The organism is Klebsiella pasteurii (assembly GCF_018139045.1).
Lineage (GTDB): Bacteria > Pseudomonadota > Gammaproteobacteria > Enterobacterales > Enterobacteriaceae > Klebsiella > Klebsiella grimontii.
On record NZ_CP073236.1, the window covers coordinates 5594282 to 5620042 of the forward strand.

Genomic DNA, 25761 nt, shown 5'->3' on the forward strand with positions numbered 1-25761 from the left:
GCTGCGTTCACTCACCCGAATCACTTACTTATGTAAGCTCATCGGGATTCGTTTACTTGCCGCCGTCCTGCAATTCGAATTATCTAGGGTAACAAAAAGGAAACACTATGAAAAAGATAACATATTCACTCATCGCACTGGGGTTGTTCAACGCGACGGCAGCTTTTGCTGAAACTCCGACGCCGCTTCCGGCGGCGATTGCCGAACATAGCGGGCCGATTCGCATCGCGGTGATCCGCAATCTGGGCTCCGACGATAACACCACCCAGTTTGTCTCCGGGGCGATCCAGGAGGGGAAAAAGCTCGGGTTTAAAATCAGCACCTTCCTCAGTAACGGTGATGATGCCAAATTCCAGGACTTCGTTAACCAGGCGATTAGCCAGAAATACGACGGCATTATTCTATCTCAGGGACGCGACCCCTACGCCACCGCGCTGGTGAAAAAAGCGGTGGACGCCGGGATCAAAGTCTCGGTCTTCGATACCGCGGTAAACGGCGAGATCCCGGGCGTTACCGTTACCCAGCAGGATGACGCTTCGCTGACCGAACTCTCCTTTGGCCAACTGGTGAAAGATTTCAACGGCAAAGCCAACATCGTCAAACTGTGGGTCGCGGGTTTCCCGCCGATGGAGCGCCGCCAGGCGGCCTACCAGACGCTGCTTAAACAAAACCCCGGCATCAAAGAGCTGGAGTCCATCGGCGCGGTCTCTTCCGACGTGCAGGGCGATACCGCCAACAAGGTCGGCGCGATCCTGGCGAAATATCCGAAAGGCAAAATTGATGCTATCTGGGGAACCTGGGACGCCTTCAGCCAGGGCGCGTATAAAGCGTTGAAAGAAAACGGCCGCACCGAGATCAAACTCTACAGCATCGATATTTCCAACCAGGATCTGCAGCTGATGCGCGAATCCGGTAGTCCGTGGAAGGTGAGCGTGGCGGTGGATCCGAAGCTTATCGGCGCCACCAACGTGCGCCTGATCGCCAATATGATTGCCGGGGAACCGACGCCTGCGACCTACGACTTTAAAGCGGCGGCGATCCCGCAGGCGCTGCTGGCGGCGCAGCCGGGGGCGGTGAACGTCGCCTCGCTGGGTAAAATAATCCCGGGCTGGGGCCAGACCGAAGACTTTATCGCCCCGTGGTTCGCCACTCTCGAAGCAAAGAACAAATAACAACTACCCGGTAGCGCTGCGCTTACCGGGCAACAGGAGGTTGCGTGACTGCGTTACCCACACCAGAATACAGCCGCAATATGCGGCTGATCGGGCATAGCGATCAGGGGGGACGCCCGGACGGCGTCCAACTGATGGTCCATCGTGGTTTTGCCTATATCGGCCATATGGTCTCGCAGGGTTTTTCCGTGGTGGATGTGCGCGACCCGAAAAATCCGCAAACGGTCAATTACATCGCTGCGCCGCCGGGTACCTGGAACGTCCATTTACAGGCGCACGACGATCTGCTGCTGGTGATCAACGCCCGGGATCTGTTCGCCGATGCCCGCTTCGCCGACGAGAAGGTTTACTACACCCGTTCGGTGGGCGAGACGGTCAGCGACGTACGGGATAAGGGCTGGAGCGCCGGACTGCGGATCTTTGATATTTCGGTTGCGGATAAACCGCGTGAAATCAGCTTCCTGTCGCTTAACGGCATCGGCATTCACCGCATCTGGTACGTCGGCGGACGCTGGGCCTACGTCTCCGCGCTGATCGACGGTTTTAGCGACTACATTTTCCTCACTATCGACCTGGCCGATCCGCGTAAGCCGGAAGTCGCCGGGCGCTGGTGGCTACCGGGAATGAATCTGGCGGCGGGGGAGACCGCGCAGTGGCCGGAGGGCAAGCGCTATGCCCTGCATCACGCGATTATCGCCGGCGACACCGCCTACGGCAGCTGGCGCGACGGCGGTCTGACCCTGCTTGATGTGCAGGACCGCGCGCATCCGAAGCTGATCAGCCACCGTAACTGGAGCCCGCCGTTTGGCGGCGGCACCCACACCGCGCTGCCGCTCCCGGATCGGGATCTGCTGGTGGTGCTTGATGAGGCGGTGCTGGATAACCAGCAGGACGGCGAGAAGCTGATCTGGCTGTTTGATATTCGCGACCCAACAAACCCGGTGAGTATTTCGACTTTCCCGCAGCCGGATGAGACCGACTATGTGGCGAAAGGGGCGCATTTCGGCCCGCATAACCTGCATGAAAACCGTCCCGGCAGCTTTGTCAGCTCAACGCTGATTTTTGCCACTTACCAGAATGCGGGCGTGCGGGCTTACGATATATCTAACCCTTATCGACCGGTGGAAACCGGGGCGCTGGTGCCTGCCGCACCGGTAAAAATGATGGATACCCGCCCAGGCCGCCCGCGGGTGATCCAGTCCTGCGACGTCTTCGTTGATGCGCAGGGCATAATCTACAGCACCGACTATAACGGCGGGCTATCGGTGATTGAGTATCTGGGGTAGGGGATTGTGGGTTGTTGCCTTCCCGGGTTGCGGCGTAAACGCCTTACCCGGGCTACCGGACCACAGACGGTGGCGAACCCGTAGCCCGGCTAAGCGCAGCGCGAGCCTGGAAAGGCTGGACGGAGATTCAACCGTACTGACGAATTCGCGCAATCAGTTCTTCGACATTGTCGAGACGGTCAGCAATGAGAATAAGCGCTTTACCCAGCGTGATGGCGTGGCGCAGGCATTCATGGCGCATGGCTTCGTCCTGGATAGTATCGATATCCGCCACGTGCGACAGCCCGACGCTGCGGCGAATCAGTTCGGTGCCGCAGAAGCCCACCGCGTCTGCCCAGACTTTCTTCAGAAACGTGGAAGCATAGCCGGGCCAGGCCAGCGCGGCATCACGGGATTTCTCCGCCGCCAGCGTCTGAAAACGCTCGGCGAAGGTTGTCCAGAACTGCTGAATATCGCTGAGGCGCTGTTCGCGAGCCGCAGCGGCATCGCGAATGCCCAGATGGCCTGGCAGACCGCAGTAGTTGAGCAGCAGGTTGCCGATGGCGGTACCGATATCGAAGCCTATCGGGCCGAAAAAGCCGAACTCGGCGTCGATGGCCTTAAAGCTGTCCTCGGCGACGAAAATCGAGCCGCTGTGGATATCGCCATGCAGCAGCGCTTCGGCATGGGAGAAGAAGCGGTGCTTGAGCGCGGCCACCGCCAGCTTCAGCTGCGTATCGTCGCGCAGGGCGGCGACATCGGCTTCCAGCGCGGCTGGATAGCTGTTGCGCTCGTGAACCTGATACGGGTCGTTGAAAAACAGATCCTCGGTGATTTCGCACATCTCGGGGTTAATAAACTGCGCCACCTGGGCTTTTTTCTCGTGAGGATGCAGATAAAAGTCGCTGGTGTGGAACAGCGCCTGGGCCAGGTATTCCCCCAACTGGCTGGCGGCCTGCGGGTAGTAAACGTTGTTAATCAGCTCGCCGCGCCAGATGCGGTGATCGGAGAGGTCCTCCATCACCATCACCGCCAGCACGGGGTCGAAATGCACAATCCGTACCGTGTGCTGCGGGCAGTGCTGATAGTGAGCCACAAGGGTTTGCGCCTCAAGGCGGGCGCGATCAAGGGTCAGCGGCCAGGATTCTCCCACGCAGCGCACGTAGGGCAGCGCCTGCTTAACGATGATCCGGCTCACGCCCTCGGTATCGAAAATTTTAAACACCAGGTTGAGGTTACCATCGCCCACTTCCTGCGCGGACACCAGTTCTGACGGGTTTTCGATACCGCCAAATTGTTGGGCGTAAGCCACCGCATCGCTGGCCGTGAAAGTATGGTATTGCGACATTGCCTCGATCCTCAAAATTCTGATTAAGCCGTTCAGACGTCTATACTTCTGGATTCCATCCTGACACAATGTGATACAACAACGCAACAGGGATTTAACTAAATGCAGACACTACAGACCACCAGCCTGCGGGTAAGCGAAAATCAGCTCTTTATTCTTGACCAGCAGGCCTTACCGCAGGAAAAACGCTGGCTGGCGGCGGATAACGTGGCGCTGCTGGTGGATCATATTCACGCCCTGCGGGTGCGCGGCGCGCCGCTGATTGGCCTGTCGGCGAGCCTGTTGCTGGCGCTGCTGGCGCAGCGCGGTCTGACCCGCAATGCGCTATCTCAGGCGCTGGAAACGCTGCGCGCCGCGCGGCCGACGGCGGTAAACCTGATGAATAATCTGGATCGCATGAAGCAGGCGCTGGCGGAGGAGCACTTTCCGCAGGCGCTGGAAGCGGAAGCGCTGCGTCTGATCGCAGAAGATAAACAGCTTTGCGCCAGCATCGCCGAGGCGGGCAGCGCGCTGGTGACGCCGGGCAGCCGCCTGTTGACCCACTGCAATACCGGCGGCCTGGCGACGGCGGGCGTCGGCACCGCGCTGGGGGTGATTGCGCTGGCGCATCAGCAGGGAAACGTGGCCAACGTCTGGGTGGATGAAACGCGCCCGCTGTTGCAGGGCGGACGTTTGACCGCCTGGGAGCTGGGTGAGCTGGGCGTGCCGTACCGGCTAATTATCGATTCGATGGCCGCCAGCCTGATGGCGCAGGGCCAGGTCGACGCGGTTTGGGTGGGCGCTGACCGTATTGCCGCCAACGGCGACGTGGCGAATAAAATCGGCACCTATTCGCTGGCGGTGCTGGCGAAGTATCATCAGATTCCCTTTTACGTGGCCGCGCCGCAGACCACCCTGGACCGCCATTGCCCGAACGGCGCGGCGATTCCGATTGAGCAGCGGGCAGCCGCCGAAGTGACCGGCGTCGCTGGCAGCTTTGGCGCGGTACAATGGGCGCCGAGAGAGGCCGCGGTGTACAACCCGGCCTTTGACGTCACGCCCGCATCGTTAGTCAGCGGCTGGGTGCTGGACAGCGGCGTGGTGACCCCGGAGCAGGTCGCCGCCGGGGCGTTCAAGCCAGAAAAGGCCTGAACCTGAGCGAAAAAGGCGAAGCGACCTCCCTCGCTTCGCCTTCAACTTATGGCAGCGCCATTTCTACCGCCGGAGCGGACTGCCGGTCGATATGCTTGCCGAGCGCCGTCAACGCCGCCTGGTAAGGGCACAGCGTTCCGACGTCGGTGGTCTGACAGCCCGACTGACGCCACTCCTGGCGCAGCATTGGATGCTGGCTATCCGGCATTTGCAGGCGGCGTAAATCGTCCAGACTTTGCGCCTGGAAGTAGACGCGCAGGTAGCGTTTCCCGCTGTGGGTATCGCGCCAGCGCTCGAGGACCAGGCTGCTGCCCGGCGGGATGTTGCCGCGGCTGTACCCCGGCAGCTGCCAGCTAAAATCCATCAGCGTACGCACCATGGCGATATTGGTATCGTGCGCTACCAGCAGCAGCCAGCGTACGTTTGGCGTGGCGCCTTCTTGTACCCCTTCCAGCATCGCGTTGAGCAGAATCGAGCCGCGTTTTTGCGCGGTATAAAACACGTCGTTGCTCAGATCGTAGTTTTCCGTCAGCAGCGGCAGCAGGGCGGTGATCTGGCTGGCGCGGGTAATATGGTCCCACGCCAGCTGGCTGAGGGGCAGGTTTTCGCTCCACCCCAGGCGCAGCGTCTCGACCATATTGGCCATTACGCTCAGACCGCTAATCGACGTTTTGCCGCTTTTGCTCTGCTCCACCTGCCACGGTAGATCAAACACCGGGCAGGGCTTATCGGGTACGCAAACCGCGTTTTTCAGCAGTTGAATAGCCGGGGCCAGCGCCTGCCGACGCTGGGCCAGATCGCCGGCCTTCTTCTTCACCTCCGCCAGCTGGCGGGCGGGATCGGGTTGCGTGGCGGCAAATTTATCGGTCTGAAACAGCGGGTCGGCGTCGCCGCTGACGTGATGAATCATCACGCCGCAGCCGGGAAATGCGCCGTCCACCAGCGCCTGGGCGGTGGCCCGCGTGCGCTGCAGGGGGCTGGCGCGAACGTAAATTTCCCCGTTCGCCGGACAGCCCGCCGTCAGCAGACCGAGCTGGCGATAGCGCGCGCCTTCATCGCGCCCTTTATTGACGACGGCGGCATAGCCGTGGCCGGTGAGCTCGCCGTCGTGGGTGGTCCACTGCGTCCACGGACGCTGGGTCGCGGCTTCGATGGCCTCCCGGTTGCCCTCCGTCGGCGGACGAATGCCGTGGCGGCTGAGTTCAACCACCTTTTCCAGCGCAAACTGCGCGGCGGCGTGCCCCGGCGCAGCCAGCAGCGGCAGGGTGCAGGCGAGCAGCAGACGTAGCAAAACCTGATGTCGTACAGGCATCATAAAATCTTCCTTATAAGTTAAAAGGTTATGACGAGAATGAGGTCTGACGTTCTATCGCGTGTCGCCTGGCGACAATCGCGGCGGTGGTAAAACAGAATAGCGCGGACATCAGGCCGGTGCCTACCCAAAACAGCGACAGCGTACTGAAGTCATACAGCGTTTTGCCGTTTTCGATCATCGAGGTTTTATCGATGATGATGCCGGTGAGAAACTCGCCGAGTCCCGCCCCCGCGTAGCTGGCGATACCGATGGTGCCGAGCGCGGCGCCCGCCGCTTTACGCGACGAAATATCGACGGCGATCAGGCCGCCAAGGAAGCAGGTCAACGCCCCGATAGTGGCGCCGAAGATAATCATCGCCAGAATATCGGTGTAGTAGCCGTGCGGCGACCAGAGCATCAGCGCAAAGCCGGCGGTATTGAGCAGGCTGATAAAGCCGGCCATCACGCTGCGGTTGCGCGGGAAGAAACGGTCGGAGAGCATCCCGGCGATAATGGTTCCGGCGATACCTGCGATGGCGTTGACCCCGATAATCCCGGACGCTTCGAGAGTAGAGTAGGCTTTATCCTGTTCGAGGAAGAAGATCCCCCATGAGTTCACCGCGTAGCGGTCGATATACATAAACGCCGAGGCCAGCGCCAGCGTCCACAGGGCCGGGTTGCGCAGCGCCAGCAGCTGGTTTTTAAACACCGAGCCGCGGGCTTCCGTCTCCTCCAGCGGTTCGTCGCGAATCACGTTGATTGACGGGAAGCCGCAGCTTTGCGGCGAGTCGCGCATAAACAGCAGCATCAGCACCACCCCGGCGGCGCCGAGCGCGGCGGTCGACAGGTAGCCCATCTGCCAGCCGAACCCGGCAATCACCGCCGCGATCACCATATAGGTCATCGCTTCGCCGATATTATGCGCCGTCGACCAGATGGCGTAAAAGGTGCCTCGTTCTTTACAGCCGTACCAGCGCGCCAGCGATACCACGCAGGGGCCGACGCCCATCGACTGCGCCCAGCCGTTGATCCCCCAGAAGATAGCCAGCAGCATGGCGTTGCTGGTCATCCCCATCATCAGGTTCATCCCGGCGCTTAGCAGCAGCCCGAGGCTCATATAGCGCACCACATTGGCATGATCGGCGATAAAGCCATTGACCAGCTTGCCGATGGCGTAGCTGAAAAACAGCGTTGAGCCGATCATGCCCAGCTCCGTCGGGGTAATGCCGAGCTCCACCAGCGCGCTTTTGGCGACGGTGAACGACAGCCGACAAACGTAGAAGGTGACGTACGCCAGGGTCATGGTAATAAAGGTTTGCCAGCGCACGCTGCGAAAGCGCTGCTCATCGAACTCTCCGCCCGCTTTGGGCGGCGAAGCGCGAAAAAATGCGATAATTCTTCCAGACATAATGGTATCTCCGAAGGTCGGAGGCCTGACTGATTAGTGTGGTTCGTCCATGAGGTTTAACCCGTCATACTTCAAGTTGCATATGCGTTGGCTGCGTTCGTTCACCCCAGTCACTTACCAGAGTCAGCTCCTGGGGGATTAATGAGAGGCTCCTGCCTCTCACCGGAGGCCAGCCTTCGGCTGGTCAAATTCGTTCCCGACGAATTTGTCACTCACTTGCCGCCTTTCTGCAACTCGAATTATTTAGGGTTGATTGTCGTTGTGTAGAGTACATAATCAGATAAAGCCTGACCCGATACGGGTTAAGGTAGTGGGTGACAAAGCATGTTTTTTAATTGTGGGTAGAGCGTCTTGCTGGCCAGCAGCAGCGGGTTGCCGTGACGAATCCCGTCGTTTGCCAGATAGTCGTTGCTAAGGCCGCCCGCTTCGCGCATCAGCACCAGCCCCGGCAGTCCGTCCCATGGGTTCATATGCGGTTCGTAGTAGCCGATAAGCCTGCCCGCCGCCGCCCAGGCGCTCATCAGCGCTCCGGAGCCGTTGCGGATAAACATCCCGCCGTCGCTCAGCAGCGCATCAAGGAAGGGCAGAAAGACCGCAGGCGTCACGCGGTGCGACGTGCCGACGCCCATCACCCCCTCTTTGACCGTCGCCGCCGGATGCGGCGCGATGGGCGTATCGTTAAGCCATGCGCCCTGGCCTTTCAGGGCGTGGAACAGCTCGCGGTGGTTGGGGTCGTACACCACCCCGATAACCGGTTCGCCGTCGGCAAGGATGGCCAGCGACAGGCACCAGGTGTGCAGGCCGTTAAGAAAACAGCTGGTGCCGTCGATAGGATCGACAACCCACAGCACGCGCGCGTCCGGCATCTGCGTCCCGCTCTCCTCGCCGAGAAAACCGTCCTGCGGGAAGGCGTCGGTAATGCGCTGCTTAACAAACGCTTCGACCCGCTTATCGGCGACGCTGACCACATCCTGCAGGTCGTCGCCTTTATGATCCACCGCCAGCCGGTCGCGCTGCTGATAGTATTCGAACGCCAGCTCAGCGCCGGCCTTCGCCAGCTCGCAGGCTAAACGATAGCGGGCCTGCAGTTCATGTAATTCCAGTGATTTCATCGTAACTCCCTATTTTTGCACACGTGTGCAATTCGCCTGAAAAAACAGCCCCGAAGGGCAAAATGAGTGTGGATGGATTAAAAGAATTATTCTGTGATCGCTCCGGCATAAAATGAATTTTTCATTTCGCGCTTTGACGAACGATCAGTTTCACCGGTACTTCACGATGGCGTGACGGCAGGCTGAATTTGGCGATCCTCGTCACCAGCAGATCCACCGCGTGGTGGGCGAGCAGGGCGGTATTCTGCTGCACGGTAGTCAGCTGATAGGGCTGCCAGTCCGCCTGCGGGATATCGTCGAAACCGATAATTGCCGGCAGCGAAGCCGTGGGGTTGTCCGCCCGCAGGCCGTCCAGGGCGCCGAGCGCCAGCATATCGGTGGCGCAGAATAGCGCCTGCAGACGCGGATGCGCGGCGAGCAGCTGCCTGGCGGCGGCAAATCCCGCATGATAGCCGCTGCTGTCGCAGAAGTGCGCGGCGATCTCCATGCCCTGGCTATGGGCAACAAACGCTTCGTAGCGCTGGCGGGTGCTGAAGTTATCCAGACTTTCGCCGATAAACCCGGCCTGGCGCCACCGGCGCTGGGCACACAGCTCGGCCACCAGCTTCGCCCCCTGCGCGTTGTCGCTGCACACGCGGTCGCAGCCGGCCAGCTCGGCGTGGCGGTTGATAAGGGTTACCGGGATTTTTCGCTCCAGATACTCCTCCGCCAGCGACAGCGGTGGCGCCCCGGAGGTGATAATGACCCCCGCGACGTGATAGCTCAGCAGCTGCCTGAGCGACGGGGCGAGCTGCTGCGGATCGTCGGCGTTCATCAGTAGCGGCATAAAACCGTTGAGCGCCAGCTGGTGGACCAGCGGCGACAGCAGCTTGCTGCGGAACGGGTTATCAAACCCAGCGGTGACGATGCCAATAAAGTTGCTGCTGCCGGTGTTCATCGTGCGGGCGATGATATTCACCTGATAGCCCAGGGTTTCCGCCGCGGCGAGAACCTTCTGGCGGGTTTTTTCCGCCACCGATGCCCCGGGCGTAAAGGTACGGGAAACCGCGGAACGGGAGACGCCAGCGAGCCGGGCAACGTCCTCTGCCTTAATCCATTTTTTTTCGCTCATAGTATCAGGGTACGGGTTATCCTCAGTGAGCCCGCGCCGACGCTGGAGCCCATGGCCGGCACGGAAAAAGTCGTTAAAAGGTACCACATAAATCCCCGGGCGAGCAGTGGGTTGACGCGGCATCGCGACCGCGTCAACTTCAGGCTTATGCCGGATAGCGAATCTGCTCCGCCTGACGCTGCAAAATGACCTTGCCATGTCGAATGGAGGTCAGCACTTTGGCCTGGCGGCGCAGCGCGTCATAGTCGTCTTCCGCATCGAGGATCAGCAGGTTCGCCGGGCGTCCTTCGGCAATGCCGTAGTTGTCGCCGAGGCACAGGGTGCGGGCGCTGTTCTCGGTAATCAGATCGAGGCAGCGCTGCAAATCTTCGTATCCCAGCATATGGCAGATATGCAGCCCGGCGTCGAGAATGCGCATGATGTTACCGTTGCCCAGCGGGTACCACGGGTCCTGAATGGAGTCCTGAGCGAAGCAGACGTTGATCCCGGCGCGGTCCAGCTCCGCCACCCGCGTCACGCCGCGGCGTTTCGGCCAGCTGTCGAAGCGACCCTGCAGATGAATGCTTTCGGTCGGGCAGGAGATAAAGTTAATGCCCGAAGCTTTGAGCAGGCGGAACAGCTTCGAGCAGTAGGCGTTATCGTAAGAGCCCATGGCGCAGGTATGGCTGGCGGTGACCTGCGCGCCCATGCCGCGCACCCGGGCCTCTTCCGCCAGCACTTCCAGAAAGCGCGACTGCGGGTCGTCGGTTTCATCGCAGTGCACGTCCACCAGGCAGCCGTGGCGCTCGGCCAGGTCCATCAGAAAAACCAGCGAGCTGACGCCCTTATCGCGGGTATTTTCATAGTGCGGAATGCCGCCCACCACGTCGGCGCCCATTTCGATGGCGCGGGTCATCAGTTCGCGTCCGCCGGGAAAGGACTCAATGCCCTCCTGCGGAAAGGCGACGATCTGCAGATCGATAAGATGGGCCGCCTCCTTTTTCACCCTCAGCATCGCCTCAAGGGCGGTCAGGGAGGGATCGGTGACATCAATGTGGGTACGCACGTGCTGTACGCCGTTGTCGCGCAGCATGCCGATGGTTTTCAGCGCCCGCTGGCGCGTATCTTCGACGGTGACGCTCGCTTTGCGCTGGCTCCAGCGGGCGATGCCCTCAAACAGGGTGCCGCTCATATTCCACTCCGGCTCGCCCGCCGTCAGGGTGGCGTCAAGATGGATATGCGGCTCGACGAATGGCGGGATAACCAGCTTTTGTTGGGCATCGATGTCGCTGGCGCCAGCCACCTGCGCCGCCGCCTGTGCGGTAATGCTTTTAATCACGCCGTCCTGTAAGTCGAGGGTATAGAGCGCTTCTTGCTGGCGCAGGCGCGCGTTGATAATTTTCATGGTTGTTCCCGTAAATGGTTTTGCGACATACGCCAGATCGCTAAGGCGACCGAGGCGTTGAGACGAAATTGCGGATGGCTGACCGGATAGCCGGTCAACTTTTCAATACGCTGAATACGTTGATGCAGCGTGTTACGGTGAATGCCCAGCCGCTCGGCGGCCCTGACCACGTTGCCGCTCTCCTGAAGCAGCGTTTCCAGGGTCTCCATCAGCAGCCACGGGCTTTTGCGATCCGGCTCAATCAGACAGCCGAGGGTGTCGTGCATAAAGTCGCTCAGCAGGGCGGGGTCGCTAACGGCGGAGAGCAGCTTGATAAACCCCAGCTGCTGGTAGTCGCTGATGCGCTGGGCCGGACGCAGATTATCGCTAAGATCCAGCGCCTGACGCGCTTGCGATAGCGCGCGCTGATATCCCTGCAGCTGCTGCACCGGCGCCGAAAGGCCGCACAGCAGCGAAAGCCCGTCGTCGCCCTCCGCCAGCGCAATCAGCCACGCCTGGAGCCACGTTTTCTGCTGATAAAACTCGCCGTCTTCATCCGGCAGGAGGAAGAGAAACATATTGCTGCGCTCGACCAGAGGGAAGGGGTTGCCCTGCTGATTGAGCTGCTGCTGCAGGCGCTGGCGCACGGTGCGGCGGGCCTGCTGAAGCCAGGCTTCGGCCTGCTCCGGCGGAAACTGGCGAAACAGACGCGGTATCCCCTCAAGGCGCAGCGCCGCCACCCGCAGCGGACGTGTAAAATCCAGCTGCTGGTGGAGCGCGCGCTGATGCAGTATTTGCAGGTCGGGGTAGTCGCCGGTTAACAGCTGCAGCAGAATATCGCGCTGCGATTGCAGGGCGTTTTCGCTGCGTACCAGTGCGGTACCGATGCGTTCGGTCACGATCACCATTTTCAGCAGATAGGGCTGTTCGATTAGCGGAATGCCCAGCGCGTCGGCCAGCGCGATCAGGCGCGGCGGGATCGCCTGAATATAGACGTCGCCGGTGAGGATCACCATGCCGGCGATCCCGCGCTGTTTGCCTTCCATCAGCAAATGAATCAGGTTGTCTTCATCGCGGGGATGGTTGATCCCGGTGATAAATACCAGCTCCCCGCCCATGATCCATTCGGCGATATTTTCATTTTCCGCCACGTAGTACCAGCGAACCGCCAGCTGCAGCCCCTGCTTACCGGCGCGCAGGCGCATGGCGGAGAGCCCCTCCAGGGCGAGGATTTCGCCGACCGTCAGGCTCACGGCTACTGCTCCGCGACCGAATCAGCGGCGGGCTGGCGTTTGCTCAGGCGAGTCAGCGCGATATAGGCCAGCGCGGACACGCTAATGCCAACCAGCGGGGCGATCCACGGCGACAGGTAAGCCACCACCGCGCCCACGGCGTAGGCGCTCAGCCCCAGCCAGTTAAAACGCGGCAAACGGGCGGTGTGCAGTAGCGGATAGCGGCCGCCGCGATAAAACCAGTAGTCGGCGAGGATCACGCCGCCGATGGGCGGAATGATGCTGCCCAGCAGCACGAGGAAAGGGATCAGCATTTCATACATACCGCCAATGGCCAGCAGAATGCCGACCCCGGCGGCAACCACGGTCAGGGTGCGGCGACGCTCGCTGCGCAGCAGATGGCAGGCCGCCGCCGAAACGTTGTAGATCGTCGGTCCCTGAATCGTCAGCAGGTTGAGGCACAGCATCACCACCGCGGCGACCGACAACCCCTGCAAAATCAGCACTTCCACGATATCGGCCTGCTGGTAGACGATGGCGCACCAGGCGCCGGCGATAATCATCAGCCCGTTGCCGATCAGGAAGCTGCTCATGCTGGCGACGATGGCGGTGCGGCTGGAGTTAGCCAGCCGCGTCCAGTTCGTCGCCTGGGTCGCGCCGCTGGCAAAGGTGCCGAATACCATGGTGATGGCCGCCGACCAGGTCATGGTTTCGCCCGGTTCGATTTTGGTCATCGCCTGCCAGCCGCCGGCATGATGGGCGGCGAGATACATCGACACCACCAGCAGAATAAACATCAGCGGTACCGACACGCGCGACAGCGCATCCAGCCCCTTATAGCCCACCAGCGCGGTGACGCAGAACAGGATGCCGAACAGGATCATCAGCGGAATGGTTGTCGCCTCAGGAAGGGCGAGGATTTTGACCAGCGAGATGGCGACCGTCGCGGTCCCCCAGGCGTACCATCCCAGCTCGGCGAAACCGAGAATAAAATCGGCGAGCTTGCTGCCGATTTCACCGAAGCAAAAACGGCCCATCAGCACGGTATTCAGCCCGCTGCGCGCGGCTATCCAACCGAGCGACGCGGCGTACAGGGCCAGCAAAAAGTTACCGATGACCGCAATCCACAGCAGGTTAACGATGGAGAAAGAGACGCCAAGCTTGCCGCCCGCGAACATGGTGCCGGTAAAAAAAGTAAAGCTGAACAGAACCATCGAGATGGAAAATACGCCTTTACGCCCGGATGCGGGCGCTTCGACGAGCGGAAAATCATTGCTGTTTGACATGGTGGAACCTCTGAGTGGCTATCCGAAAAGCGATGGCAGAGGAGTAGCAAGAGGTGTGCCAGAAAAAGCGAGGCAGGGGTAACACAATGAAGTGGGCAGTGTGCACATAAAATGGCGTTTTTTAGCCGATGTTTGCCATAAATGTGTGCACAATGACATGTTTTGCACCGCCGTGGAGCAGGGGAGTGCGCTATTGCACGCATTCCTGTCGGCTGGCACCTTACCCGACCTGCGGGGAGGGCGGAATCGACAAATGATGCCAATTTTGCGCCATTTCCCGGCGGCACGATCCCCCATCTTTTTGACCACCTGTAGCCGGTAATTTTGGCGTCATGAAAATGCTCAGTTGTATTGTTGTTAAAAACAGTAATTTCATATGCTTTTCTGATATAACCATTATCAATGTAAGTCTTTCCTGAAATATTGTTCGCTTACGTCGGCGGTGTTAGTATCGGGTAAATAGCCATTTAGACGGCTAAATACAACATCGCTAAACTAAGGAACTGCTATGTGGCAAGAAAGACTCGCGCAACTGGTCACCACCTGTCACTGGATCGGCGCGAAGGGCTGGGCGCCGGCCACCGGCGGCAATATGTCGGTGCGTCAGGATGAGACCTGGTGCTGGCTCAGCGAGTCGGGGCGCGATAAAGGCAGCCTGACGACGGAGGATTTCCTCCAGGTGGAGATCGCCAGCAACACAGCGCCTTCCGGGCGTAAACCCTCCGCTGAAACCGGCCTGCATACCCTGGTGTATCGCCTGTTCCCGGAGGCGAACGTGGTTCTGCACGTGCATACCGTCAACGCCACCGTGCTGTCGCGGATTGAAAAAAGCGCCACCCTGGCGCTGCAGGGTTATGAGATGCAGAAAACCCTGACCGGCCAGCACAGCCATCTCGATACCGTGCCGGTCGCTATTTTTGATAACGACCAGGATATCGATGCCCTGGCGGCGCGCATTGAAGATTATGCCCAGACCCACCCGCTGCGCTACGGCTTCCTGCTGCGCGGCCACGGCCTGACCTGTTGGGGTAAAGACATTCACGAGGCCCGTCGCCAGCTCGAAGGACTGGAGTTTCTCTTCGAATGCGAGCTGATGCGCCGCCGCTACGAACGTGACTAATTTCTCTTCACTAACGGGTCAGGCATGGATTTTTATCTCGGAATCGATATCGGCACCTCGCGTGTGAAAGCGGTGCTGTTTGATGAACGCTTTCAGGCGTGCGCCAGCGCGGCGCACAACACCGGTCCTCTGCTGTCGGCCAACGGTGACGCCGAGCAGGATATGGCCCAGCTGTGGCAGTCGGTGGTAGCGATTTTACGCGATATCGCCCGGCATCCGGCGCTGCAAAACGGGCGTTTACGCGCCATCGGCCTCGCCGGGCAAGGCGAAGGGGTGTGGCTCAGCGACGCCGAAGGCGAACCGGTCGGGCCGGGCATTCTGTGGAGCGACACCCGCAGCCGCGATCTGATGAGCGAACTGCTCAGCCGCCCCGGCTTTGACCGCCGTTTCTTTGACGATACCGGCACCCACCTGCAGCCTTGTAACACCAGCATGCAGCTATGCTGGCTCAAGCATCACCAGCCAGAGCGGCTGGCGGCGGCCCGCTATCTGTTTTTCGCCAAGGACTGGATCCGCTTTCGCCTCACCGGCGTCGCGGCGCTGGATCTCACCGATGCCAGCACCTCTTTGCTGAATCAGCAGAGCGGGAAGCTATCCACGGTGGTGCTCAATGAGATGGGTCTGGCAGATTTACAACATCTGTTCCCGCCGCTACTGGCGCCGGACGCACAGGCGGGCGCGCTGCGTGAAGAGGTCGCGGCGCTCACCGGGCTGCCTGCGGACACGCCGGTGGCGGCTGGTGCGCTGGATGTTTGCAGCGCGGCGCTGGGCTGCGGCGCGGTCAACGACGGCGATATCTATACCATTCTCGGCACCACCTGCTGCACCGGCATCGTCTGCCACGGTCGCCAGACGGTCAACGAGGGGACGCGCTACGTCACCCATACCGAAGCCGGCAGCTTTATTAACCTTTTTCCGATGCAGGCCGGGACGCCGAACATCGACTGGCTCCAGCAGCAAATCTCGCTTGAGCCGGATTTACGGCAGCTGGAACAGAACATCGCCAGCGTTGAACCGGGCAGCGGCGGCGTCTTCTGGCAGCCCTACCTCAACGGCGAACGCGCGCCGTTCTTTAGCCCTGAGGCGCGGGCCGGTTATTTCGGCATTAGCCAGCACACCACCCGCGCGGAGCTGCAGCGGGCGGTGTTCGAAGGGCTGGCCTTCGCCATCGTCGACTCGCTTCAGGGCTACCCGCAGGGCGGCGAACTGTACCTGACCGGCGGCGGCGCGGCTTCGGCGACCTGGCTGCAAATTATTGCCGACTGTACCGGCAGAACGGTGGTTTCCAGTCCTTTCAACGAACTTAGCGCGCGCGGCGCGGCGATTCTGGCGGCGCGCAGCGTCGATGCGCTGACCCGTCATCCGGCGCTGGAACAGACTCGCTATCGGCCCAATCCGCAGGCGCACAGCCGCTATGTCGCGCTCTATCCGGTTTACCGCCTGATGCGCGAGCAGATGCTCCCGGTGTGGCAGGCCCGCCGCGAGGCGCTTCAACATATTTCTCAGGAATAACGCATATGAAAATTGTTTTTACCGCCGAGCACGCCGGCGACCTCAGCGCTTTTCAGCAACTGGGCGAACTGCGGGTGGAAGGCTGGGCGCTGGGCAAGCCGAAGCTGAGCGCAGGCCAGCTGATCGAACTGGCCCACGACGCCGAGGTGCTGGTGACCAGCTACGATGAGGTGACGGAAGCGGTGATCGCCGCCTGCCCGCGTTTACAGGTGATCGCCTGCACGCGCGCCAATCCGGTGAACATCGATACCAAAGCCGCCCAGGCGCGCGGTATCCGCGTGCTCTATACGCCGGGGCGCAACGCCGACGCTGCCGCCGAGCTGACGCTGGGGCTGATGCTGAGCCTGGCGCGGCATATTCCGCAATCCCACGCGGCACTGAAGCGCGGTGAATTCACTCACGCCGAGAACGCGGCCCAGGCTACCCAGAGCGGGCTGCGCCGCGATGTGGTGTGGGACGTCAGTCCGCAAAGCCCGTATGAGGTGTTTAAAGGCAGCGAGCTGCGCAACAAAACCCTGGGGCTGATCGGTTACGGTAATATTGGCCGCCGGGTGGCGCGTATCGCCCGCGCCTTTGGCATGGCGGTACTGGTGGTGGACCCGTTTGTCGCCGCTGAGGATATCAACGAACCGGGGTTGCAGAAGACGACGCTTGAAGGGCTGTTCCGCGAGGCGGATATCGTGAGCCTGCATCTGAGCAGCGGCCCGCACAGCGATGGGCTGGTGAACGCGCAGTTGTTGAATAGCATGAAGCCGGGCGCGCTGTTGATTAATACCTCGCGCGCGGCGGTGGTGGATGAGGAGGCGCTGATTCACGCGCTGCGCCACGGCCCGCTGGGCGGTGCGGCGCTGGATGTCTACCATCGCGAGCCGCTGTGGCGCGATCATCCTTTCGTTACCGAGTTTGATAACGTGATTATTACTCCGCATATCGCCGGGGCGACGCGGGAGAGCATTGCTAAGCATACGGCGATGATTGCCGCCGATCTCCAGCGCTACGTCGCCGGAGAGCCGCTGCTCTATCAGTGGCGTTAAGCCGCGCTTGCCGCCGCGCAATGCGGCGGCGAAGCTTGTTATCTACGACGGTGGGTCGCCATAAACTCCTGCGTATGCTGCCAGTCAACCACGCCGGCATCCGATCCCATGCCGGTCGCCACCAGGGCGGCGACGGCGGAAGCCACCTCGCACGCCTCTTTGACGCTTAGCCCACGGGCCAGCGCGGCGATAAAGCCGCCGCAGTAGCTGTCGCCGCAGCCGGTAGTATCTACGGCATCGACCCGGTACGGCGCGATATGCTCGACGGCGCCGTCGCGGGTCAGCAGCCAGGAGCCGTTCTCGCCGTCCTTCAGAATGCAGGTTCCGACGCCAAGCGCAAAGAAGAAGCGGGCGATCGCTTCCGGCTGGGTCTCCCCGGAGAGATACGCCGCTTCTTCAAGGGAAGGCATAAAGTAGTCCACCGACGGCAGCAGCGGGCGCAGCAGATTCAGGGTGCGCGCGTCGGGGGCGATTAAATCAAAGCTGGTGGTGACGCCGCGGGCTTTCGCCGCCTGTAACAGCAGCGCGCTTTGCCCACTGTCCATCGCCGCCAGCAGGCCGCTGCCGCCGTGGTGCAGAAAGCGGCAATCAAGGATCGCGTCAAACTCCTCTTCGCCGACGAAAAGGGCATCGGAGGCCCCCCGACAGTGCAGCGCCGGGCGCTCGCCGTTGGGGCGGATGGGCAGGATCGTCGCCGATGTTTCCTGCTGCGCGGTGCGCTGGATCCGCGAGCAGTCGATCCCCAGACGCGCGTAGCTGGCGAGGATAAAATCGGCTTTTTCATCTTCGCCGAGGCAGGCCACCGCAGCGGTGCGAATGCCCAGTTTCGCGGCGTTAATATTGGCCCCGGCGGCGGTTCCGGCGGGGTTAAGTCGGATCTGTTCGATAAAGGCTACCCCGCCGCGCGGCGGGATGTCGATGACCGGGCGACCGGCAATATCAAGAATAGTCAGGCCGACAAAGACGGCGTCAAAGGTTGCCATGAGAGCTCCGCTTAACGATGGGTCTGGCGCAGACGCGCCTGCCAGAAGGAGAGGGCCAGCGCGACCACCAGAATCACGCCAACCAGCGCGTCTTTCACCAGGTAGTTCAGCCCCATCAGGTTCAGGCCGTTATCTATAATCGCGAGGAACAGCACGCCGCCGAGGGTGCCGGCGATGCTGACCCGACCCAGCCGGTTGAAGGCGGTGCCGATAAAGACCGCGGCGATGGCGTCCATCAGGTAGGCCTGACCGGCCAGCGGCGTAAACTGACGCAGGTTGGCGGAGAGAATGACGCCGCCGACGGCGCACAGCGCGGAGGCCGACACCAGCACCCACAGCATGGTCCGGCGGTCGCGGATCCCGGCGATCCGCGCCGCTTCGCTGTTCTGACCAATAGCGCGCACGTATTTGCCGAACAGCGTACGTTCGGTAATCAGCCAGGCCGCCAGCCACAGCGCCAGCACAATCACCACCGGCGTTGGAATACCGGCGATATTGCCGACCGCCAGATCGTGATACTCCGGCGCCATCCGGCGGTAGGAGATAGAGCCGCCGCCGTCGGTATAGATGCGTTCGGCGCTGCTGGCGATAAACCAGGTGCCGAGGGTGGCGAGGAACGGACGAATCTGGCAGACAAGGATCAGGAAGGCGTTCAGCAGGCCGATAATCACCCCGCCGAGCAGCGCGCAGCCCACCGCTGCCTGCCACGGCAGGTGCCAGGTTTTGAGCGCCACCAGCGCAAAGGCAGCGCCGAAATCAAGCGCGACGCCGACGGAGAGGTCAATCGCCCCGGCGCTAACGATAAGGGTCATCGCCATCGCCACGATCAGCAAAATCGCGCTGCCCTGCAGCAGATTGGCCCAGTTATCGAAGGTCAGAAATACCGGGTTCGCCCAGCCGAACAGGGCAATCGCCAGCAGGGTAATGCCGCCGAATCCCGCCCGAGAAAGCCACGCCAGCGGGGTGCTGCCGGTTTGACTCGTTGATGGGGTCTTGAGCGTCATCTGGCTCATCAGTTGCCTCCTTTATGTCTGACCGCCGACGCCGCCAGCACCACGAGGATCAGGCCGCCTTTGATCGCGCCCATCCAGAAAATATTCACCCCCAGCAGGCCGAGCCCGTTTGAGAGCGCGTTGACCAGTACCGCGCCGAGCAGCGCCCCCCAGATGGTGACCACCCGACGCCGCGAAAACGCCGCGCCGATAAAAGTAGCGAGGACGGTTTCCAGCAGCAGCGGCGTCGCCGTGCCGCTGCTGCTGCCGGAGCCCTGGCTAAGCAGCGGCAAAATCGCCAGGCCAGCGGCAATGCCTGCCAGCAGCCAGACGATAATGGTCAAACGACGAACGTTGAGCCCGCTCATCTGCGCCATATCGCGGTTACCGCCCACCGCCTGTAAATGCTGGCCGAAGCGGGAGTGGTGGAGCAAAAACTGAAACAGCGCGAAGACCGCCAGCAGATAGATAAGCGGCAAGGGAATGCCGAACAGATCGTTATCGCGAAAAGCCACCATCAGCGGGTCGTTTACCGCGATGCGCCGCTGGCCGGTCAGCAGGTCGGTCAGTCCGGTGAAGGCCACCGAGGTTGACAGGGTCGCCAGCAGCGGCGGCAGACCCGCCGCCAGCACCAGCGTAGCGTTGACCGCGCCGCAGGCCAGGCTCACGGCAATCAGCAGTATAAACAGCGCCAGGTACGGGGTGTTCCACTCGGCCATGCCGAGGCTGAGCAGCGCGACGCCGAGCACCGCGATGGCGGGCAGCGACAGGTCGATGCCGCCGGAGACCACATCATCGCCGCCGACGGCAATCACGCAGACCAGGCCGAAGCAGAGGATCGCCAGAGGCACGCTCTGCACCAGCATCATGCTGATATTTTGCCAGCTTAAAAAGAAAGGCGACTGCAGGCTGAGCCAGACCAGCAGCGCAAAAAAGAGAATCAGGGGAAATTTTTCGATAAGCGTCGTGATGCCCGGAAGGGGGCGGCGCTGGATACCTGCATTCATACCTGTTGTTCCTGTCCACCGTTAATCGTCACCAGCAGCGCGTCCAGCGTCAGCCCGCGGGTCGGGAGATTAGCCACTAGCTCGCCGCGCCACATCACCAGGATGCGGTCGCAAAGGCCCAGCAGCTCCGGCGCGTCGCTGGATGAGACCAGTACGCCGCGACCGCGATCCGCCAGCTCGCGGGTACGCTGATAGATATCGCTGCGCGCGCCGATATCCACCCCGAGGGTGGGTTCATCGAGGATGAAAAGCCGCGCATCGGTGCCCAGCCAGCGGGCGAGAATCGCCTTTTGCTGGTTGCCGCCGCTCATAAAACGCACCGGCAGTTCCGGACGGCCGGGGCGGATGGCGAGCTGTTCGATCCAGCCGCGCGCTTTATCCAGCGCTTTGCCGCGATGTTCCCAGCCGAAAGTGGCGGTCTCCGGTAGCGAGGCCAGATTGATATTGTCGGCGGTGGAGAAGGGGAGAATCAGCCCCTGATGGCGACGGTCGCGCGGCACAAGGGCTAGCCCGGCGCGGGTAGCCTGATACGGCGTCCGCAGCCGCTTCGCCTGGCCGTCGATGCTAATCGTGCCGCTGCGGGGGCGGCGCAGCCCGTAAAGCAGATCGACCAGCACGTCGCGCCCGGCGCCCAGCAGCCCGGCGATGCCGACGATCTCTCCCGGCTGAATATCAAAGCTAATATCGTGCAACTGCTGACCGTCGCTGAGATGGCGAACCGACAGCACCGGCGCGGCGGCATCGACCTGATGAGCGCTGCTCTGGCGAGGGGTATAGAGCTGTTCAATGTCGCGACCGACCATCATTTTAATCAGCGCGTCGGTATTCTGCAGGAGCTCCCGGTCTGGATAGCCGACGACCTCGCCGTTACGCAGCACCGTGCCGCGATCGCAAAGGGCGGCGATTTCGTTGAGATAGTGGGAAATATAGAGGATCGCGATCCCCTGCTCGCGAAGGCGCAGAATCGCTGAGGAGACCAGGCTGGCCTCTTGCGCCTCCAGCGGCGCGGTGGGCTCATCGAAGACCACCAGCTTTGCCGCGCCGTCGATCAGCGCCCTGGCGATTTGCACCAGTTTGCGCTCGGCGAGGCTGAGGTCGCGGATCAGGCGGCGGGGATTGATGTCCAGCTGCCAGCTGTCGCGGAAAAACGCCTCGGTCGCGGCGTTCATCCGCCGCCGGTCCAGCGCCCCCCAGCGGGTGCGATACTCCTGGCCGAGGAATACCGATTCCGCCACGGTAAAGTGCGGGATCAGGTTGAGCTCCTGGTGAATAACGCGGATGCCCAGCGCTTCAATCGCCGCGGGATTGCCGAGCGGCAGCGGCTCGCCGTCGAGCGTGGCGTTGCCGCTATCGGCCCGATAGACGCCAGCGAGGATTTTTATCAGCGTCGATTTTCCTGCGCCGTTCTCGCCGATCAGGCCGTGAATTTCACCGGGGTTCAGAAGCAGCGTGACCGCATTTAATGCAGTCACGTTGGCAAAGCTTTTGCTGATCTGGTTCATCGCCAGGCCAGCGGCGGGGGTCGCCCCGCCGGAGGATTGAGTGATCACTGCAGTTCGCCATATCCTAGCTGTTTGTAGACCGCTTTCGCCTCTTGCGGACCTTTCACCGGGACCACCGGAATAAAGGTTTGCAGGGGCAGCTTCTGTTTGTCGAAGTAGCGCGCGACGTTATCGGCAGAGGTCTGGCCAATCAGGTGCGGCTGCTGGGCGACGTTGGCGACGAACGGGCTGCCCGGTTCGGCCATGATCTCCAGCGTTTCCGGGCCGGCGTCGATGGCGGTGACTTTCACGTCTTTATCGCGTCCGGTCTCTTCCAGCGCCTGGACAATACCGATTGCCGGCTGATCCCAGCAGGCCACGTGAATTGCGTCGAGCTTACCTTTCGGGTACTGGCTCAGCAGTTCGAGGGTTTTCTTCCGCGCGTCTTCCGGGGAGTTGGCAAACTGTTCGGCCAGCTCCGGCTGAATAATATGAATATCCGGGTAATCTTTAAGGACATATTTCCACTGGTCGTAACGAATGCCGCAAATACGCAGGGAGCTGGAGAACGCGTTAAATACCGCGACGTTGCCTTTGCCACCCAGCTCATCGGCCATATAACGACCAATGGTCGATCCCAGCGTGTAGTTATCGGAGGTGGTGTTATTGACCGAATATTTCGAAACGTGGTCTACGGTAAATACCGGAATGCCGGCATCGCGCAGCGCTTTGAATTTAGGCTCAACGGCGCTGTCGCCCAGAATGCTAATTACCGCATCAACCTTACGCGACAGTAAAATATCGTGGTTATTCGCATGAACCTGATTATCGCGGCCGCCGTCGACGCCGATCACCTTACCACCCAGTTTCTCTACCTCTTCGGTCGCACCCTTATAGGCTTCACGATCCCAGAAGTGCTGTGTGCCGACCACGGCGACGCCGATGGTTTTTCCCTGAAGCGATAGCGTCTCCGCCGCCAGAGCGTTAACGGAGGCAAGCGAGAGCATGCCCAGCGCGATGGGCAATAATTTCATTTTCTGCGACATTCTTATTATGGTCCTGTAATGGAGGTGGCTGCGGAGCCGTAGCATGACAATAACAACTACACAACCTCAAATACAAAATATGTCTAAGTTATATCAACAATGTTATATCGCAGATTTGCCTGAGGAAAACGTGAATTTGTCATCTGCAACCTGAAAATATTTCATGATGCAGTTTAATCCCTTTTTATTTTGTGGGCTTAATTTGCTTGCAACTCTTATTTAATCAAAACAATATTGCTGCTTAATTAGTATTAATGCATATCTTAAATATATCGTATTACGCAATAATCTTAAGCCATTTTAATTGGTAAACGCTTTTAAGGCAGTAGATTGTATGGCGACAGGGCTTTTAAATTTATTATTCCTGCGATTTATTATAGCGGCCGTTAGCAGGTGAGAAAAAACCACATGAGAAAACAACATAATCTGACCGTAATGCACTGGGGAACCTGGCAGGTACAGGCACGTGACGGCAACATTGAGGCGGTGACGCCGGTGCCGTGGGATAAAAATCCCTCACCTATCGGACAGTCGCTCCCGGATGCGGTCACCAGCAAGACGCGCATTCGCCGTCCGGCGGTGCGCGCCGGCTATCTGCAAAATGGTCCGGCTTCCCGCGAGGGGCGAGGTAAAGAGCCGTTCGTGGAGGTGAGCTGGGAGGTGGCGCTCGATCTGCTGGCGCGCGAACTGAATTCGGTCAAAGCGCGTTGCGGCAATGAAGCGATTTTCGGCGGTTCCTACGGCTGGGCCAGCGCCGGGCGTTTCCATCACGCGCAAAGCCAGCTGCATCGCTTCCTTAAGTGCTTCGGCGGCTATACCGCCAGCACCAATACCTACAGCAGCGCGGCGGGTGAGCGCATCCTGCCGCATATTCTCGGTCCGCTGAGCCCGCTGCACCGCCAGCATACCCACTTTTCTGAGCTGGCGCGCGAGTGTCAGCTGTTCGTCGCCTTCGGCGGCCTGCCGCTGCGTAATGCGCAGGTCAACGGCGGCGGCGCCAACGACCATATGCTGAAATACTGGCTGGAAAAGATGCAGGCGCAGGGGACGCGCTTTATCAATATCAGCCCGGTACGCAACGATCTGAGCGCCGTGGAGAGCGCAGAGTGGTTTGCGGTTCGTCCGGGGACCGACACCGCGCTGCTGCTGGCGCTGTGCTACGTGCTGATTAATGAATCCCTTTACGACAGCGCTTTTGTCGCCAGCCATACCGTGGGCTTTGCGCCTTATCGCGCCTACCTGATGGGGGAGCGCGATGGCATCGCGAAAACGCCGGAGTGGGCGGCGGCGATAACCGGTCTTGAGGCGCAGCGGATTGTCGCGCTGGCGCGCGAGATGGCGAGCCTGCGCACGATGGTCAATATCTCGTGGTCGATTCAGCGGGCGCGCCAGGGCGAACAGGCCTACTGGGCGACGGTGGCGCTTACCGCGCTGCTGGGGCAAATCGGTACGCCGGGCGGCGGGTTAGGATTTGGCTACGCCTGTACCAATCTGGCAGGAGCGGCGCGGAAAGCCTTTTCCGGACCGCGTCTTCCTGCCGGGGATAACGCCGTGAACAGCGTGATTCCAGTGGCGCGTCTCTCCGATATGCTGCTGCATCCGGGTGAAGCGTACGAGTTTGACGGCCAGCATCTGCGCTATCCCGATATTCGCCTTGTCTACTGGGCGGGCGGCAACGCGTTTCATCATCATCAGGATCTTAACCGCCTGTGCGAAGCCTGGCGGAGGCCGGAAACGGTAGTCGTACACGAGCAGTTCTGGACCGCGCAGGCCAAATTTTCCGATATCGTTTTGCCGGCCACCACTTCGCTGGAGCGGGAAGATATCGGCAGCGGAGGCCACGACGGCTTTATGATCGCCATGAGCGCGCAGATCCCGCCGGTGGGCGAAGCGCGCGATGATTACGCCATCTTCTGCGATCTCGCCGAACGGCTGGGGTTCGCTGAGCGTTTTAGCGAGGGGCGCGATGCCGGGCAGTGGCTGCGGCAAATCTACGAAGCGTCGCGGCCGCGCGCGCAGGAAGAAGGGATCGCGTTGCCGTCGTTTGACGCGTTCTGGCAGCAGGGAGTGCTGGAGTATAGCGCGCCGGAGAAACCGCAGGTCTTTTTGGCGGATTTTCGCGCCGACCCGCAACGCTATCCTCTCGCCACGCCGTCCGGCAAGATTGAGCTTTTTTCAGAAACCATCGCCGGTTTTGGTTATCGCGAGTGCCCAGGCCACCCGTGGTGGGATGAGCAGGAGGCGGAGCGGCAGCGGCAGGAGGCGGCGCGCTGGCCGCTGCACCTGCTCTCCAGCCAGCCGCGCACCCGTCTGCATAGCCAGTACGATCACGGCAGCGTGAGCCGGGCGACGAAAATTGAGGGGCGAGAGCCGCTGTGGATGCACCCTCAGGATGCGCAGGCGCGGGATATTCGCGAAGGCAGCGTGGTCAAGGTTTATAACGCCCGTGGCGCGATTCTCGCCGGCGTGCACCTGAGTGAGCAGATTTTGCCGGGGGTGGTGCAGATGTCGACCGGCGCCTGGTACGATCCGTTGGATCCGAATGAAAAGGGGTCGCTGGATAAGCACGGTAATCCCAACGTGCTCACCGAGGATCGCGGCAGTTCGCGACTGGGGCAGGGCTGTAGCGCTCAGAGCTGCTGGGTGGAAATTGAGCCATGGCGCGAGGCGCTGCCGCCGGTGACCGCTTTCGATCCGCCGAGGTTTATTAGCGCTTAGGCGCAGGGAATCGCCGGGCGGCGGCAGGCGCCTTGCCCGGCCTACAGGATCATCGCCGTCTGCGGGTCGAGTAGCCTGGACAGGCGCGTTACGCGCCGCCTCCGGGAAAGCGCCTTGAGAGCGATGATAAGCCTGCTCACCCCTTG

The 25761-nt window shown here is 61.0% G+C and carries 21 protein-coding genes; 7 read left to right on the top strand and 14 right to left on the bottom strand.

Annotated elements, in window-relative coordinates; translation table 11 throughout:
* The first annotated feature begins 107 nt into the window (after positions 1-107).
* Together KCG39_RS26070 and KCG39_RS26075 are read left to right on the top strand one after the other, a co-directional pair.
* Positions 108-1172: a sugar ABC transporter substrate-binding protein gene (locus tag KCG39_RS26070; protein WP_142467812.1), complete on the top strand. Its 1065-nt coding sequence runs from the start codon at positions 108-110 to the stop codon at positions 1170-1172.
* A 44-nt stretch (positions 1173-1216) separates the two neighbouring features.
* Positions 1217-2458 (top strand): LVIVD repeat-containing protein, encoded by a 1242-nt coding sequence (locus tag KCG39_RS26075; RefSeq protein WP_004130356.1) that lies wholly within the window; start codon positions 1217-1219, stop codon positions 2456-2458.
* Positions 2459-2585: 127 nt separating this feature from the next.
* On the opposite strand, the gene mtnK is transcribed toward KCG39_RS26075, so the two are convergent.
* Positions 2586-3785, bottom strand: a complete 1200-nt coding sequence (gene mtnK / locus KCG39_RS26080; RefSeq protein ID WP_004130358.1) for an S-methyl-5-thioribose kinase — start codon at positions 3783-3785, stop codon at positions 2586-2588.
* A gap of 102 nt (positions 3786-3887) precedes the next feature.
* Between mtnK and mtnA the strand changes: the two genes are divergently transcribed.
* Entirely contained in the window at positions 3888-4916 is a 1029-nt protein-coding gene (gene mtnA, locus KCG39_RS26085) for an S-methyl-5-thioribose-1-phosphate isomerase (RefSeq protein ID WP_142467811.1), read from the top strand.
* A 46-nt stretch (positions 4917-4962) separates the two neighbouring features.
* Here mtnA and KCG39_RS26090 read toward each other — a convergent pair whose 3' ends face one another.
* The 8 genes from KCG39_RS26090 to KCG39_RS26125 all read right to left on the bottom strand — a co-directional run bounded on the left by KCG39_RS26090 (position 4963) and on the right by KCG39_RS26125 (position 14098).
* Positions 4963-6231 (bottom strand): histidine-type phosphatase, encoded by a 1269-nt coding sequence (locus tag KCG39_RS26090; RefSeq protein ID WP_087828679.1) that lies wholly within the window; start codon positions 6229-6231, stop codon positions 4963-4965.
* A gap of 25 nt (positions 6232-6256) precedes the next feature.
* Positions 6257-7618, bottom strand: coding sequence for an MFS transporter (locus KCG39_RS26095; protein ID WP_004130364.1), 1362 nt, complete (start codon positions 7616-7618; stop codon positions 6257-6259).
* A 302-nt stretch (positions 7619-7920) separates the two neighbouring features.
* Positions 7921-8730 (bottom strand): inositol monophosphatase family protein, encoded by an 810-nt coding sequence (locus KCG39_RS26100; RefSeq protein WP_004130365.1) that lies wholly within the window; start codon positions 8728-8730, stop codon positions 7921-7923.
* Between the two features lie 121 nt (positions 8731-8851).
* Positions 8852-9841: a LacI family DNA-binding transcriptional regulator gene (locus KCG39_RS26105; RefSeq protein ID WP_142467810.1), complete on the bottom strand. Its 990-nt coding sequence runs from the start codon at positions 9839-9841 to the stop codon at positions 8852-8854.
* A gap of 145 nt (positions 9842-9986) precedes the next feature.
* Positions 9987-11225 carry a cytosine deaminase gene (gene codA, locus KCG39_RS26110; protein WP_049112308.1) on the bottom strand — a complete coding sequence of 413 codons (1239 nt, stop codon included), beginning with the start codon at positions 11223-11225 and terminating at the stop codon, positions 9987-9989.
* The gene (locus tag KCG39_RS26115) at positions 11222-12457 is read right to left on the bottom strand and encodes a PucR family transcriptional regulator (protein WP_142467809.1); all 1236 of its coding nucleotides are present in this window, start codon (positions 12455-12457) and stop codon (positions 11222-11224) included. The genes codA and KCG39_RS26115 overlap by 4 nt, the downstream gene beginning before the upstream one ends.
* A 2-nt stretch (positions 12458-12459) precedes the next feature.
* Positions 12460-13722 carry a cytosine permease gene (codB, locus tag KCG39_RS26120; RefSeq protein ID WP_004130372.1) on the bottom strand — a complete coding sequence of 421 codons (1263 nt, stop codon included), beginning with the start codon at positions 13720-13722 and terminating at the stop codon, positions 12460-12462.
* A gap of 220 nt (positions 13723-13942) precedes the next feature.
* Positions 13943-14098 carry a hypothetical protein gene (locus tag KCG39_RS26125; protein WP_158414298.1) on the bottom strand — a complete coding sequence of 52 codons (156 nt, stop codon included), beginning with the start codon at positions 14096-14098 and terminating at the stop codon, positions 13943-13945.
* 132 nt (positions 14099-14230) lie between these two features.
* Between KCG39_RS26125 and KCG39_RS26130 the strand changes: the two genes are divergently transcribed.
* The 3 genes from KCG39_RS26130 to KCG39_RS26140 are packed head-to-tail and all read left to right on the top strand — an operon-like array spanning position 14231 to position 17388.
* Complete coding sequence (locus KCG39_RS26130) at positions 14231-14842, top strand: methylthioribulose 1-phosphate dehydratase (protein WP_004130374.1); 612 nt, start codon at positions 14231-14233, stop codon at positions 14840-14842.
* A gap of 24 nt (positions 14843-14866) precedes the next feature.
* Complete coding sequence (locus tag KCG39_RS26135) at positions 14867-16354, top strand: FGGY-family carbohydrate kinase (protein WP_142467808.1); 1488 nt, start codon at positions 14867-14869, stop codon at positions 16352-16354.
* Positions 16355-16359: 5 nt separating this feature from the next.
* Positions 16360-17388: a 2-hydroxyacid dehydrogenase gene (locus KCG39_RS26140; RefSeq protein WP_004130378.1), complete on the top strand. Its 1029-nt coding sequence runs from the start codon at positions 16360-16362 to the stop codon at positions 17386-17388.
* 38 nt (positions 17389-17426) lie between these two features.
* On the opposite strand, the gene KCG39_RS26145 is transcribed toward KCG39_RS26140, so the two are convergent.
* Genes KCG39_RS26145 through KCG39_RS26165 form a run of 5 tightly spaced genes read right to left on the bottom strand, consistent with a single transcriptional unit; the run spans position 17427 to position 22897 of the window.
* Positions 17427-18371 (bottom strand): carbohydrate kinase family protein, encoded by a 945-nt coding sequence (locus KCG39_RS26145; protein ID WP_142467807.1) that lies wholly within the window; start codon positions 18369-18371, stop codon positions 17427-17429.
* Between the two features lie 11 nt (positions 18372-18382).
* On the bottom strand, positions 18383-19384 hold the full coding sequence (locus tag KCG39_RS26150) for an ABC transporter permease (protein WP_004130382.1): 1002 nt from the start codon (positions 19382-19384) through the stop codon (positions 18383-18385).
* Entirely contained in the window at positions 19384-20370 is a 987-nt protein-coding gene (locus KCG39_RS26155) for an ABC transporter permease (RefSeq protein ID WP_139529640.1), read from the bottom strand. Before KCG39_RS26155 ends, KCG39_RS26150 begins: the two co-directional genes overlap by 1 nt.
* Entirely contained in the window at positions 20367-21872 is a 1506-nt protein-coding gene (locus KCG39_RS26160; RefSeq protein WP_170100751.1) for a sugar ABC transporter ATP-binding protein, read from the bottom strand. The genes KCG39_RS26155 and KCG39_RS26160 overlap by 4 nt, the downstream gene beginning before the upstream one ends.
* A gap of 44 nt (positions 21873-21916) precedes the next feature.
* Entirely contained in the window at positions 21917-22897 is a 981-nt protein-coding gene (locus KCG39_RS26165; RefSeq protein ID WP_087828676.1) for a sugar ABC transporter substrate-binding protein, read from the bottom strand.
* Between the two features lie 408 nt (positions 22898-23305).
* Here KCG39_RS26165 and KCG39_RS26170 point away from each other — a divergent pair, with 408 nt between their 5' ends.
* Positions 23306-25615: a molybdopterin-dependent oxidoreductase gene (locus KCG39_RS26170; RefSeq protein WP_123828343.1), complete on the top strand. Its 2310-nt coding sequence runs from the start codon at positions 23306-23308 to the stop codon at positions 25613-25615.
* The last annotated feature ends 146 nt before the right edge of the window (positions 25616-25761 follow it).